Source organism: Paraburkholderia sp. (assembly GCF_035948235.1).
Lineage (GTDB): Bacteria > Pseudomonadota > Gammaproteobacteria > Burkholderiales > Burkholderiaceae > Paraburkholderia.
Genome location: NZ_DASZJJ010000245.1, coordinates 1 through 13,701, shown reverse-complemented (window position 1 = coordinate 13,701; position 13,701 = coordinate 1). Strand labels below are relative to the sequence as shown.

At 62.7% G+C, this 13,701-nt stretch carries 9 protein-coding genes and 1 pseudogene; 6 read left to right on the top strand and 4 right to left on the bottom strand.

Annotated elements, in window-relative coordinates; genetic code table 11:
* Positions 1-306, bottom strand: a pseudogene (locus VG320_RS21480) (MarR family transcriptional regulator); the annotation flags it as partial.
* A gap of 115 nt (positions 307-421) precedes the next feature.
* Positions 422-946 carry a MarR family transcriptional regulator gene (locus tag VG320_RS21475; RefSeq protein WP_327202081.1) on the bottom strand — a complete coding sequence of 175 codons (525 nt, stop codon included), beginning with the start codon at positions 944-946 and terminating at the stop codon, positions 422-424.
* 406 nt (positions 947-1,352) lie between these two features.
* Between VG320_RS21475 and typA the strand changes: the two genes are divergently transcribed.
* The 6 genes from typA to VG320_RS21445 all read left to right on the top strand — a co-directional run bounded on the left by typA (position 1,353) and on the right by VG320_RS21445 (position 11,166).
* Positions 1,353-3,179, top strand: coding sequence for a translational GTPase TypA (gene typA, locus VG320_RS21470; protein WP_327202080.1), 1,827 nt, complete (start codon positions 1,353-1,355; stop codon positions 3,177-3,179).
* Between the two features lie 362 nt (positions 3,180-3,541).
* Positions 3,542-6,406 (top strand): 2-oxoglutarate dehydrogenase E1 component, encoded by a 2,865-nt coding sequence (locus VG320_RS21465; RefSeq protein WP_327202079.1) that lies wholly within the window; start codon positions 3,542-3,544, stop codon positions 6,404-6,406.
* Positions 6,407-6,513: 107 nt separating this feature from the next.
* The gene (odhB, locus tag VG320_RS21460) at positions 6,514-7,788 is read left to right on the top strand and encodes a 2-oxoglutarate dehydrogenase complex dihydrolipoyllysine-residue succinyltransferase (RefSeq protein ID WP_327202078.1); all 1,275 of its coding nucleotides are present in this window, start codon (positions 6,514-6,516) and stop codon (positions 7,786-7,788) included.
* 125 nt (positions 7,789-7,913) lie between these two features.
* Positions 7,914-9,344 carry a dihydrolipoyl dehydrogenase gene (lpdA, locus tag VG320_RS21455; protein ID WP_327202077.1) on the top strand — a complete coding sequence of 477 codons (1,431 nt, stop codon included), beginning with the start codon at positions 7,914-7,916 and terminating at the stop codon, positions 9,342-9,344.
* A 129-nt stretch (positions 9,345-9,473) separates the two neighbouring features.
* Positions 9,474-10,571: a cell division protein ZapE gene (gene zapE, locus VG320_RS21450; RefSeq protein WP_327202075.1), complete on the top strand. Its 1,098-nt coding sequence runs from the start codon at positions 9,474-9,476 to the stop codon at positions 10,569-10,571.
* 139 nt (positions 10,572-10,710) lie between these two features.
* Positions 10,711-11,166 (top strand): transposase, encoded by a 456-nt coding sequence (locus VG320_RS21445; RefSeq protein ID WP_327202074.1) that lies wholly within the window; start codon positions 10,711-10,713, stop codon positions 11,164-11,166.
* A gap of 107 nt (positions 11,167-11,273) precedes the next feature.
* Here VG320_RS21445 and VG320_RS21440 read toward each other — a convergent pair whose 3' ends face one another.
* The gene (locus VG320_RS21440) at positions 11,274-11,756 is read right to left on the bottom strand and encodes a DUF2147 domain-containing protein (protein ID WP_327202073.1); all 483 of its coding nucleotides are present in this window, start codon (positions 11,754-11,756) and stop codon (positions 11,274-11,276) included.
* Between the two features lie 211 nt (positions 11,757-11,967).
* Positions 11,968-13,689: a ShlB/FhaC/HecB family hemolysin secretion/activation protein gene (locus VG320_RS21435; protein ID WP_414696093.1), complete on the bottom strand. Its 1,722-nt coding sequence runs from the start codon at positions 13,687-13,689 to the stop codon at positions 11,968-11,970.
* Between the last annotated feature and the right edge of the window lie 12 nt (positions 13,690-13,701).

Here is a 13,701-nt window from a genome sequence, read left to right as displayed (position 1 = left end):
GATATACGACGACGCCTTGGCGATACGCGCCTGCGCCTGCGCGATGCTCGGGCTGCCTTCGAGCGCCTCGTCGATCAGCTTCGGCAGTTGCGGGTCGCCGAACTGTTGCGCCCAGTCGAGCGTGGGCCACTGGCCACCCTGTGCGGGAATGCTCTGCGAGGTCTCGAACTGTTGCGGCTGCGCGAGGGTCTTGTCGCTCTTGATGCCGAAGTAGTTTGCGCAGCCCGAAAGCGCGAGCGCTGCGACCGCGGTAGCCACCGCTGCTCGACAGGTGTGCGCTGGCGCAAACTGGGTTAGGGATGTCATTGCTCGTCTCGTTGCGTGAGAGGGTGTGGTGATACTGGACGATGCAGCCATTTTTCCGTGTGACGCTTTCAAATTTGCCTGCCTCGTCATCTATCTTCGGTGCCGGTCAGGCGCATTAATTGTCAGCCGTCTGCTGGCCTGACGCTGCACCGGCGGCGTTCGCATTCTGGTTAGCTTCGCAGCTATTGACCAGAATCCGCCGCAACATGCTCTTCAGGAAGCCCACTTCCTCGGGCGTGAAGCCTTTGGACAGCTCATCCGTCACGCTCGTGAAGATCGCTGGCATGCGCGCGGCGATGACTTCACCATCGGGCGTGAGCGCCAGACGCACGGCGCGGCGGTCTTCGGAGCTGCGCACGCGGCGCAGCAGGCCGCGCTTTTCGAGCCGGTCCACAAGGCGCGTCACGGCGCTGGCGTCGATGCCGTATTCGCGCGCCAGTTCGGCGGCGAGCACGCACTTGCCGCTCGCCACCATGAACAGCACGCTGGCCTGCTGGCTGGTGACGCCAAGCTCTGCCACGGTGCGCTGCGTAACCAGGTTCGACATGGACGAGCGCACGCGGGAAATCAAATAGCCAACGCTTTCGCCGAGGTCGTAATCGCGGACTTCGGGCGGCGGCGTGGGAGTCGGATCCGTCATGGTTCTGCTGCAACTGCAATGGTTGACCAGGCAGGCATTATAGGGTCCGTTAGTTGACGCGGCAAGGTTTATTGTCTCAACGCTGAGAAACCTTTGCTAAGTAGGGTCTTAATGCGCAGGGCATGGACGTGAGAAAATCAGGCGGGCAGGGCGCAGCCCCTGCGTTGTCCTGAAACCGCAGACTGGCGTTCGAGATCGTGTATGTGTCCGATCAAGTCATCAACGCGTGCTATAATTTCAGGTTCCCAAAAGTGCGTCATGGCAGCCCTGACGAACCGACCCGCGACCCGACCCGCCACGAGCGTTCCCAAACGCCGCCGGCAGCAGGGCTGGGCGGCGTCCGAGCCCTACTGTGTGCGGCCCGCCGTCGAGCCCGCATGACGCACTCAACTGTACCCAGGTTCCTATGTCCCGCGCCCTTCGCAACATCGCCATCATTGCCCACGTCGACCACGGCAAGACCACGCTCGTCGACCAGCTCCTCCGTCAGACCGCCACGTTCCGTGACAACCAGCAGGTCGCCGAGCGCGTGATGGACTCGAACGACATCGAAAAAGAGCGTGGTATCACGATTCTTTCGAAGAACTGCGCGGTCGAGTACGAAGGCACCCACATCAACATCGTCGACACCCCGGGCCACGCCGACTTCGGCGGTGAAGTGGAGCGCGTGCTGTCGATGGTCGACTCGGTGCTGCTGCTGGTCGACGCCGTCGAAGGCCCGATGCCGCAAACGCGCTTCGTGACCAAGAAGGCGCTGGCGCTGGGTCTGAAGCCCATCGTCGTCGTCAACAAGATCGACCGTCCGGGCGCGCGTATCGACTGGGTCATCAACCAGACGTTCGACCTGTTCGACAAGCTCGGCGCGACTGAAGAGCAGCTCGACTTCCCGGTGGTCTACGCTTCGGGCCTGAACGGCTACGCTTCGCTGTCGCCGGACGCGCGCGAAGGCGACATGCGTCCCCTGTTCGACGCCGTGCTCGAATACGTGCCGGTTCGCGACGCCGATCCGGAAGGCTCGCTGCAGCTCCAGATCACCTCGCTCGACTACTCGGCGTACGTGGGCCGTATCGGCGTGGGCCGTATCAAGCGTGGCCGCATCAAGCCGGGTCAACCGGTTGCGCTGCGCTTTGGCCCGGAAGGCCAGGTCATGAACCGCAAGATCAACCAGGTGCTGGCGTTCAGCGGCCTCGAGCGCGTGCAGGTCGAGTCGGCTGAAGCCGGCGACATCGTGCTGATCAACGGTATTGAAGACATCGGCATTGGCGCGACCATCTGCGCGGTGGACAACCCCGAAGCGCTGCCGATGATCACGGTGGACGAGCCGACGCTCACGATGAACTTCCTCGTGAACTCGTCGCCGCTCGCCGGTAAGGAAGGCAAGTTCGTGACGAGCCGCCAGATCCGCGACCGTCTGACGAAGGAACTGAACCACAACGTCGCGCTGCGCGTGAAGGACACGGGCGACGAAACGACGTTCGAAGTGTCGGGCCGCGGCGAGCTGCACCTGACCATCCTGATCGAAAACATGCGCCGCGAAGGCTACGAGCTGGCCGTGTCGCGTCCGCGCGTGGTGCTGCACGAAGTCGACGGCGTGAAGCAGGAGCCGTACGAACTGCTGACCGTGGACGTCGAAGACGGCCACCAGGGCGGCGTGATGGAAGAGCTGGGTCGCCGTAAGGGCGAAATGCTCGACATGGCGTCGGACGGTCGCGGCCGCACGCGTCTGGAATATCGTATTCCGGCCCGTGGCCTGATCGGCTTCCAGGGCGAATTCATGACGCTCACGCGCGGCACGGGCCTGATGAGCCACGTGTTCGACGCTTACGGTCCGGTCAAGGACGGTACGCTCGGCGAGCGCCGCAACGGCGTGCTGATCTCGCAGGACGACGGCGCTGCTGTCGCCTACGCACTGTGGAAGCTGCAGGATCGCGGCCGCATGTTCGTGAAGCCGGGCGACGCGCTGTACGAAGGCATGATCATCGGTATCCATAGCCGCGACAACGACCTCGTCGTGAACCCGATCAAGGGCAAGCAGCTCACCAACGTGCGCGCCTCGGGCACTGACGAAGCCGTGCGTCTGGTTCCGCCGGTCCAGATGTCGCTCGAATACGCAGTCGAATTCATCGACGACGACGAACTCGTGGAAGTCACGCCGCAGTCGATCCGCCTGCGCAAGCGTCACCTGAAAGAGCACGAGCGTCGCCGCGCAAGCCGCGAAGCCGGTGCCGAGTAAAAGTTTGCCGTTGAAACTTTTTCACGCACTGCAATGCATGTAAGAAAACAAGAAAGCCGCCGCTGTCTGGGCGGCTTTTTTGCATTCGTTTTCAAGACTGGCGGGGATTGCCCTGCAGTGCGGGAAGAGACTGTTGTTGAAGTTGCAAAGCGCCGCGAACGCCCGTGGTGTAAGGGTTTGCGTGCGATGATGTGTCGCATTGCATCTTATGGGGAGTATCACTTATGTGCTATGCTCCGCGGATGCATGATTTAGGTCCTTCCAAGCAGACTTGATTCGCAATCCGCTAAACGGTCAGGCCGTGGCGCGGAAGGTTGAGTAACCCGCTATTTCTCGAGAAACTCGAAGAAAGGTGAGCGTAAATGTCGGAAACGATGAAGCAATTCCAGCTGAACTCCTATCTGTTCGGCGGCAATGCTCCGTATGTCGAAGAGCAATACGAAGCATATCTTGACAACCCTGCGTCCGTTCCGGACCAATGGCGCGAGTACTTTGACGCACTGCAAAACGTGCCGTCGTCGAGTGGCTCCAGCGACAGCGACGTGGCCCACGGCCCGATCGTCGAGTCGTTTGCACAGCGCGCAAAAGCCAATGCATTCGTGCCGAAGGGCGGCGGTGAAGACCTCGCCACGGCCCGCAAGCAAGTCTACGTTCAGTCTCTCATTGGCGCATATCGCTTCCTGGGCTCGCAATGGGCGAACCTGGATCCGCTGAAGCGTCGCGAGCGCCCGCCTATCCCCGAACTCGAACCTGCGTTCTACGACTTCACCGAAGCCGATATGGACCAGACGTTCAGCGCCACGAACCTGTATTTCGGTTTCGAGCGTGCGTCGCTGCGCGAGATCGTCAAGGCACTGCGCGACACGTACTGCGGCACCCTCGGCGCCGAGTACATGTACATCAGCGATCCGGAACAGAAGCGCTGGTGGAAGGAACGCCTCGAGTCGATCCGCTCGACGCCGAACTTCTCGAACGACAAGAAGAAGCACATCCTGCAGCGCCTGACGGCCGCCGAAGGCCTCGAGCGCTTCCTGCACACCAAGTACGTCGGCCAGAAGCGTTTCTCGCTCGAAGGCGGCGAATCCTTCATCGCCGCGATGGACGAAGTCGTCCGTCACGCAGGCGCGAAGGGCGTGCAGGAAATCGTCATCGGCATGGCTCACCGTGGCCGTCTGAACGTGCTGGTCAATACGCTGGGCAAGATGCCGGCTGACCTGTTTGCCGAATTCGAAGGCAAGCACGTGGACGACCTGCCGGCCGGCGACGTGAAGTACCACAAGGGCTTCTCGTCGGACGTCGCAACCGAAGGCGGCCCGGTCCACCTGTCGCTCGCGTTCAACCCGTCGCACCTTGAAATCGTCAACCCGGTGGTCGAGGGTTCGGCGAAGGCCCGTATGGATCGCCGCGGCGATGCAGATGGCCTGCAGGTTCTGCCGGTGCAGATCCACGGCGACGCGGCCTTCGCAGGCCAGGGCGTCGTGATGGAAACGCTGAACCTCGCGCAAACGCGCGGTTACGGCACGCACGGCACGCTGCACATCGTCATCAACAACCAGATCGGCTTCACGACTTCGGACCCGCGCGACGCGCGTTCGACGCTGTATTGCACCGACGTGGTCAAGATGATCGAAGCGCCGGTGCTGCACGTGAACGGCGACGATCCGGAAGCGGTCGTGCTGGCGATCCAGCTCGCGGTCGAATTCCGCATGCAGTTCCACAAGGATGTCGTGGTCGACATCATCTGCTTCCGCAAGCTCGGTCACAACGAGCAGGACACCCCGGCGGTCACGCAGCCGCTGATGTACAAGACGATCGCGAAGCACCCGGGCACCCGCGCGCTTTACGCAGAGAAGCTTGTGCAGCAGGGCGTCATCTCGGCGGAAGACGGCGACAACTACGTCAAGGCGTACCGCGCCGCGATGGACGAAGGCCACCACACGGTCGACCCGGTGCTCTCGAACTACAAGAGCAAGTACGCGGTGGACTGGGTGCCGTTCCTGAACCGCAAGTGGACCGACGCAGCCGACACGGCCGTGCCGCTCGCGGAACTCAAGCGCCTCGCAGAACGTATCACCACGGTCCCCGAGAACTTCAAGGTTCACCCGCTGGTCGAGCGCGTCATCAATGACCGCCGCGCGATGGGCAAGGGCGAGTCGAAGCTCGACTGGGGTATGGGCGAGCATCTCGCGTACGCTTCGCTGGTCGCTTCGGGCTACTCGGTGCGTCTGACGGGTCAGGATTCGGGCCGCGGTACGTTCACGCACCGCCACGCCGTTCTGCACGACCAGAACCGCGAGCGCTGGAACGACGGCACGTACATTCCGCTGCAGAACATCGGCGAAAACCAGGCGCAGTTCACGGTGATCGACTCGGTGCTGTCGGAAGAAGCGGTGCTGGGTTTCGAATACGGTTACTCGACGGCTGAACCGAACACGCTCGTCGCGTGGGAAGGCCAGTTCGGCGACTTCGTCAACGGTGCGCAGGTCGTGATCGACCAGTTCATCTCGTCGGGCGAAGTGAAGTGGGGCCGCGTCTCGGGTCTCACGATGCTGCTGCCGCACGGCTACGAAGGCCAGGGTCCGGAGCACTCGTCGGCGCGTATCGAGCGTTTCCTGCAAATGTGCGCCGAGCACAACATGCAGGTCGTTCAGCCGACCACGCCGGCCCAGATCTTCCACGTGCTGCGCCGCCAGATGATCCGTCTGTTCCGCAAGCCGCTGATCATCTTCACGCCGAAGTCGCTGCTGCGTCACAAGGAAGCTGTGTCGGATCTGTCCGAACTCGCGAAGGGCTCGTTCCAGCCGGTTATCGGCGAAGTGGACGAATCCATCGACGCGAAGAAGGTCAAGCGCGTGGTGGCCTGCTCGGGCCGCGTGTACTTCGACCTCGTCGCGCATCGCCGCGAAGCGAAGGCAAACGACGTCGCGATCATCCGTATCGAGCAGCTCTATCCGTTCGCGCACAAGCAGTTCGAAGCGGAGCTGAAGAAGTACGACAACGCGACCGAAGTGGTCTGGGTGCAGGACGAGCCGCAGAATCAAGGCCCGTGGTTCTACATCGAGCACCACCTGAAGGAAGGCATGAAGGAAGGCATGAAGCTCGCGTACAGCGGCCGTCCTGCTTCCGCCTCGCCGGCCGTCGGCTACTACGCGAAGCACTACGAGCAGCAGAAGGCGCTGATCGAAGGTGCGTTCGGCCGCCTGAAGGGCGCGCAGGTCGCGAAGTAAGCACATTGAGTTAATCGAACCGGGAAAGCGGGCGACTACACAGCGCGCTTTCCCGCGCTCATGTGCGCGACCCGGTTCGTACACAGATACGTATTCAGGAACATCAAATGGCTATTGTTGAAGTCAAGGTCCCCCAGCTTTCGGAGTCGGTTTCGGAAGCAACGATGCTGCAGTGGAAGAAGAAGCCGGGCGAAGCAATCGCTCAGGACGAAATCCTCATCGAGCTGGAAACGGATAAGGTCGTTCTCGAAGTCCCCGCGCCGGCTGCCGGCGTGCTGGCCGAGATCGTGGCAAACGACGGCGACACCGTTGTCGCGGATCAAGTGATCGCGCGCATCGACACGGAAGCCAAGGCTAGCGCCGCTGCGGCTCCCGCAGCTGCCGCAGCTCCGGCTGCAGCGCCCGCAGCAGCACCGGCGGCCGCTCCGGCCGCTGCTGCTGCATCGACGTCGAGCAGCAACATTGCATCGCCCGCAGCCACCAAGCTGATGGCGGAAAAGGGTCTGGCAGGCGGCGACGTCTCCGGCACGGGCCGCGATGGCCGTATCACCAAGCAGGACGTGCTGGGCGCAGGCGCGCCGAAGGCCGCTCCGGCTGCTGCACCGGCCGCTCGTCCGGCTGCTGCGAAGCCCTCGCTGCCGCAGGTCAACGCACCGGCATCGGCTGCAAACTGGCTCAACGACCGTCCGGAACAGCGCGTGCCGATGTCGCGTCTGCGTGCGCGTATCGCCGAGCGTCTGCTCGAGTCGCAGCAAACCAACGCCATCCTCACGACGTTCAACGAAGTGAACATGGCGCCGGTCATGGACCTGCGCAACAAGTACAAGGACAAGTTCGAGAAGGAACATGGTGTGAAGCTCGGCTTCATGTCGTTCTTCGTCAAGGCGGCTGTCCACGCGCTGAAGAAGTTCCCGCTCGTCAACGCGTCGATCGACGGTAACGACATCGTCTACCACGGCTACTTCGACATCGGTATCGCTGTCGGCTCGCCGCGCGGTCTGGTGGTGCCCATCCTGCGCAACGCAGACCAGATGAGCCTCGCCGACATCGAAAAGAAGATCGCCGAATTCGGCCAGAAGGCCAAGGACGGCAAGCTGTCGATCGAAGAAATGACGGGTGGTACGTTCTCGATCTCGAACGGCGGCGTGTTCGGCTCGATGCTGTCGACCCCGATCATCAACCCGCCGCAGTCGGCGATCCTGGGCGTGCACGCGACCAAGGAACGCGCAGTGGTGGAAAACGGCCAGATCGTGATCCGTCCGATGAACTACCTCGCGATGTCGTACGACCACCGCATCATCGACGGCCGCGAAGCCGTGTTGTCGCTGGTCGCGATGAAGGACGCGCTGGAAGATCCGGCTCGCCTGCTGCTCGATCTGTAAAACGTGTTGTAGCGCGGGTTGGGGCTTGCGTCCCGCCCGCGCATCCAGTCTCACACTGAGCGACGCGCGCGCGGATTCCGGAAGCCGGAGCCCGCGCGCCGCGCTCACGTATCGAAAGGATGACCATGTCCAAAGAATTTGACGTCGTCGTGATCGGCGCCGGCCCCGGCGGCTATATCGCGGCGATTCGCGCGGCTCAGCTCGGCAAGTCGGTTGCCTGTATCGAAAAGTGGAAGAACCCGGCCGGCGCGCTGAAGCTCGGCGGCACCTGCCTGAACGTTGGCTGCATCCCGTCGAAGGCGCTGCTGGCCTCGTCGGAAGAGTTCGAGAACGCGCAGCATCACCTGGCCGACCACGGCATCAACGTAGGCGACGTGAGCATCGACGTCGCGAAGATGCTCGGCCGCAAGGAGTCCATCGTCGAGAAGATGACGAAGGGCATCGAATTCCTGTTCCGCAAGAACAAGATCACGTGGCTCAAGGGCCACGGCAAGTTCACTGGCAAGAACGACGCCGGCGTGCAGATCGAAGTCTCGGGCGAAGGCGAAACCGAAGTCGTGACGGCGAAGAACGTCATCATCGCCACGGGTTCGAAGGCTCGCCATCTGCCGGGCATGCCGGTCGACAACAAGATCATCGCCGACAACGAAGGCGCGCTCTCGTTCGACACCGTGCCGAAGAAGCTGGCTGTGATCGGCGCAGGCGTGATCGGTCTGGAACTGGGTTCGGTGTGGCGCCGTCTGGGCGCGGAAGTCACCGTGCTCGAAGCGCTGCCGGAATTCCTCGGCGCCGCTGACCAGGCGCTCTCGAAGGAAGCGGCCAAGCTCTTCAAGAAGCAGGGTCTGGACATTCACGTCGGCGTGAAGGTGGGCGAAGTCAAGGCCACCGACAAGAACGTCACGATCAACTACACGGACAAGGACGGCAACGCGCAAGTGCTCGAAGCCGACCGCCTGATCGTGTCGGTTGGCCGCGTGCCGAACACCGACAACCTGAACCTCGAAGCGATCGGCCTGAAGGCCAACGAGCGCGGCTTCATCGACGTGGACGATCACTGTGCGACGGCGGTGCCGAACGTGTACGCGATCGGCGACGTGGTGCGTGGTCCGATGCTCGCGCACAAGGCCGAAGACGAAGGCGTGCTGGTCGCCGAAGTCATCGACGGCCAGAAGCCGCACATCGACTACAACTGCATTCCGTGGGTGATCTACACCGAACCGGAAATCGCATGGGTCGGCAAGACGGAACAGCAGCTCAAGGCCGAAGGCCGCGACATCAAGACGGGCCAGTTCCCGTTCATGGCCAACGGCCGGGCGCTTGGCATCAACAAGGCCGACGGCTTTGTGAAGATGATCGCCGACGCCAAGACCGACGAGCTGCTCGGCGTGCACATCATCTCGGCGAACGCATCGGACCTGATCGCGGAAGCCGTGGTGGCGATGGAATTCAAGGCTGCTGCCGAAGATATCGGCCGCATCTGCCATCCGCACCCGTCGCTGTCCGAAGTCATGCGCGAAGCCGCACTCGCAGTCGACAAGCGCGCGCTCAATATGTAATGCAACAGGGCGGGGCGGCGGCGTAGTGCTGGCCGCGCCCGGCCCGGCGTACCTTGCGGTAACTTGCATCACGTACAGAGGCGGACGGGTTCGAACCCGCTCCGCCTTTACTCATTTGTGGCCCACGAAATGAACGTCACCGAATACTACGAATCAGAACTGCAGAAACGGGGATATAAGCCGGATGCGGCGCAACGCGTCGCCATCGATCGACTGCAGCGGTGCTACGACGAGTGGGTCGAATACAAATCGCGTCGCTCGAACGCGTTCTGGAAGCTCATCAACCGTCCCGACCTGCCGCGCGGCGTCTACATGTGGGGCGGCGTGGGGCGCGGCAAGAGCTTCCTGATGGATAGCTTCTTTGCGGTCGTACCGGTGCAGCGCAAGACGCGTCTGCATTTCCACGAGTTCATGCGCGAAGTGCATCGCGAACTCGAAGAGCTCAAGGGCCAGGCCGATCCGCTCGACGAACTCGCGCGTCGTATCGCCAAACGCTATCGCCTGATCTGCTTCGACGAATTCCACGTTTCCGATATCGCGGACGCGATGATTCTTTATCGACTGCTCGACCGTCTTTTTTCGAACGGCGTGCAGTTCGTGATGACTTCCAACTACGATCCGGATCTGCTCTATCCCGATGGCCTGCATCGCGACCGCATGCTGCCCGCGATCGAGCTCATCAAGGAAAAGCTGGATGTGCTGAACGTCGATGCCGGCATCGACTATCGCCAGCGCACGCTCGCGCAGGTGGAGGTCTATCACACGCCGCTGGGCGCGGCCGCCGACAAGGCGCTGCGTCATTCGTTCTCGGAGCTGGCCGCGGTGCCCGACGAAAGCCCGCTGCTGCGTATCGAGAAGCGCGAACTCAAGGCCTTGCGCAAGGCTGACGGCGTGGTGTGGTTCGACTTCGCCACGCTGTGCGGCGGCCCGCGTTCGCAGAACGACTATCTCGAACTGGCGAGCCGCTTTCACGCCGTGATCCTGTCCGACGTGCCGCAGATGACGCCGCGCATGGCCTCCGAGGCGCGCCGCTTCACCTGGCTCATCGACGTGTTCTACGACCACAAGGTCAAGCTGCTGATGTCGGCGGCGGTGCCCCCCGAGGATCTCTATCCCGAAGGGCCGATGGCCAACGAATTCACGCGCACGGTCTCGCGTATCGTCGAAATGCAGTCGAAGGAATATCTGGAGACGCCGCGCCGCATCGTCGATACGGCGCTGACCTGAGGGGCGGATGGGGTTTCAGGCTCCATCACCGGAAAAATAGACCCGGAATCGTTTTTTCAAGATTCGGACTCGTCTGATATGGGCGGCCGGGGCAAGTCGATATCTTTTGTCGGGACTGGTTCTGACAAAGGAGTAGACCATGACCCCGCATCGCGATATTACCGAGGAAGAATGGCAGCGCGTTTTGCCGCTGCTGCCCGAATTGCGCCCGCGCTCGGAAATGCGCGGCCGGCCGCTCGCCAATACCCGTTCGGTGCTCAACGGCGTCCTGTGGGTCATGTACAGCGGCGCCACCTGGTCGGCCATGCCGCGCCGCTATCCCTCGTATCAGACCTGCCATCGCCGCTTCAAGGCGTGGCACGACGAGGGCGTGCTCAAGTCCGTGATGGCCGAACTGTTCGGCGAAGAGGGCGTCGCGCTGTGCGACACGATCGAGGCGCGCATGCGCAAGCATCTGAGCCGCGCGGAAAAAGCCGCCGCACGCGTGCAGGAAGGGCTGCAGCCCGCACCGCGCAATTCGCCGTTCAGTCCTGCTGTTACGCAGGGCGTGCCGCCTTCGCTGGGCTATCGATCGGTGTACCGGCACACGGCATGACGCGGGGCCCGATGCTCGGCCTGATCCTAAGGCCAATATGAAACGAGGCCGCCTTGTCATGAGGCGGCCTCGTTGTTTCTAAACGCGTTGTATGGCAGTGCGAACCGTTATTGCTGGCGTACCCACGTCTGCGAGCGGCCCAGCAGCGAGATGCCCATATAGCCGCGCACGACCAGCTTCTGGCCGCCGTCTTCGGTGTGCATCTTGCAGCGATAGATCTTGCCGTTTTCCGGGTCGAGGATATTGCCGTCATCCCATTCGTTGCCGGCCTTCTTCATGCCGTCGATGATCGTCATGCCAAGGATCAGCTGATCCTTGCGCGAGTCCGTGCAGGCGGTGCAGCGGCGATCGGGCTGATCGTTCGCGCCCAGACCCTTGATGACCTTGCCCGAGAGTGCGCCGCTGCCGTCGTCGCTGATCTGCACGAGCGCCTTGGGCTGACCGGTGTGATCGTCGATGGTTTGCCACACGCCCACGGGCGAATTCGTTTGTGCCTGCGCGGCCACGACCGCACCGAGCAGCGCGCCGGCCAGCGCGACCTGACGCGCCGCGCGCGCGGCAAACGAGGTGGAACGGTTGAATGCGTTCATGTGTCTTCCTCCACTGTTGTTGATCTATATGTGATGTACGGCATCGCGCCGGGCCCTATGCGCAGCATGGGCACGGCGGTCAGGGCAGGATACGCGAAAGCGCCGCGTGCGTTTGCGAGGAGAAACTCTAGTCGGCAGGGCATGGCCGCGCATCGCTTACGACGCTTTGCACGGCGCGTGCCCGTTGATCCGGCTCGTTTTCTCGCATCGCTCAGTTGAGCTGATACGAGAACGTCGCATTGAAGCGCGGACTGCGCGACGCGCTTTCTACAGGCGCATCGGCCAGCGCCTTCGCCACCGAAAGATCCAGGCTGTAATAACGCCCATCGGAAAGACGAAAGCCGATTGACGCCGACGACAGGCGCGAAGGCGAGGGCGTGCCCGCATGCAGATAAACGCGCGCCATATCGAACGACACATAGGGCGTGAGCGTCTGCAGCCAAACCTTGCCGACCTTGAGCGGCCGGTTGAGTTCGAGCGAATACGCCCAGCCCGAATCGCCCGATGCCTCGCCCGGCTGATAACCCGCCGCGAAACGCTGCGCGCCGAACGAGATCTGCTCGGAGGTCGGCAGCGAGACCGGGCTGTATTGCCCGATCACCGCGACGACGGTGCCGAAGCCCATCGGCCAGTCGTTGCTCTGCGAGAACGACGCATTGGTGCGCACGAAATTGAGCGACGCTGGATTTTGCAACGTAAGGCCGGGGATATTGGTATCCGCCGATTTCGACGCGCCGAGCACATTGAATGCCTTCGCCACCGCGATGCTCGCCTTGCGCACCTGGCCGGTTTGCACATCGGTGTAATCGGCCTGCAACTGCACCACGCGCACCTGCGATTTCAGGCCGTATTGCAGGCCGTTGACGGTGTTGTGGTAGCGGTCCTCGTCGTGCGTCGCATAGGCGCTCACGGTGCCCACCACGCTGCGCGAATTGCTGAGCAGCAGCGGATACGACAGCGCGCCCGTGATCTTGTCGCTGATGACGGTGCGCTCGACGTAGTTGGGCAGGCCGGGATTGTCGGTCGGGTTGCCGCGGTAATGCGAGGCATCGACTTTCGCCATCAGGCCGTCGCTGGCGATCGGTACGGCCGCGTGCGCGGCGAGATACGTGACATTGTCACGGCCCTTGGGCAATAGCGCCGACACGCTCAACTGCTCGCCAAACGGCGTGAGACCGTTTTCGGTGAGCGTGAGCAGGCCCTGCACGCCGGGATGATTGAAGTCGATCCCGGTGCTGACGTCCCACGCCTTTTGCGTGGCGTCGAGTTCGAGCGTAGTGGCGCCGTCCGTATTGGTGGGCGGTGGCACGTTCGCGGCGACCTTGAGCCCCGGCAGCAGCCCGAGCACCTGGATATAGCGCTGGAAGGTGGCGGTGCGCAGCGGCCGGTCTTCGACGATATGCGCCGCGACCGCACGCATCTTGTCTTCGAGCTTGCCGGGCTTGCCCGTGATCTTCACGTCCTTCACATAGCCTTCGACGACGGTGACGCGCACCACGCCGCCCGCGAAATCCTGTGCCGGTACGAACGCGAACGAAAGCGCGTAGCCGCGCGCCTGATAGAGCTTCGTCACCGCGTTGGCCGTTTCAATGAGCTGGCCAATCGTGATGTCGTGATTCGCGAGCGGCGTGAATTGCTTCGCGACCTCATCGAATGGAATCGATTTCACGCCCTCGACCTTGAAGGTGGTCGGCGTGATATGCGTGGCGAGTAACTGCTCCAGTTGCGGCGTCTGCTGCTGCACCTGCACCGTTACGTTAGGCGCCTTCTGCGGCGCGTTGATCTGAGGCAGTGCGTCGAGCGGGTTCCCTGCTGCTGGATTACCGCCCGACGCCGGCCTGCTTTGTTGTGCTACTGCCACCCCCGTCAAGCCGCTGCCCGCCATAACTCCCAACGCGGCGAGCACGGCCCATTCTGCGACTGCGCCTTTCATCGGACTGCCCTC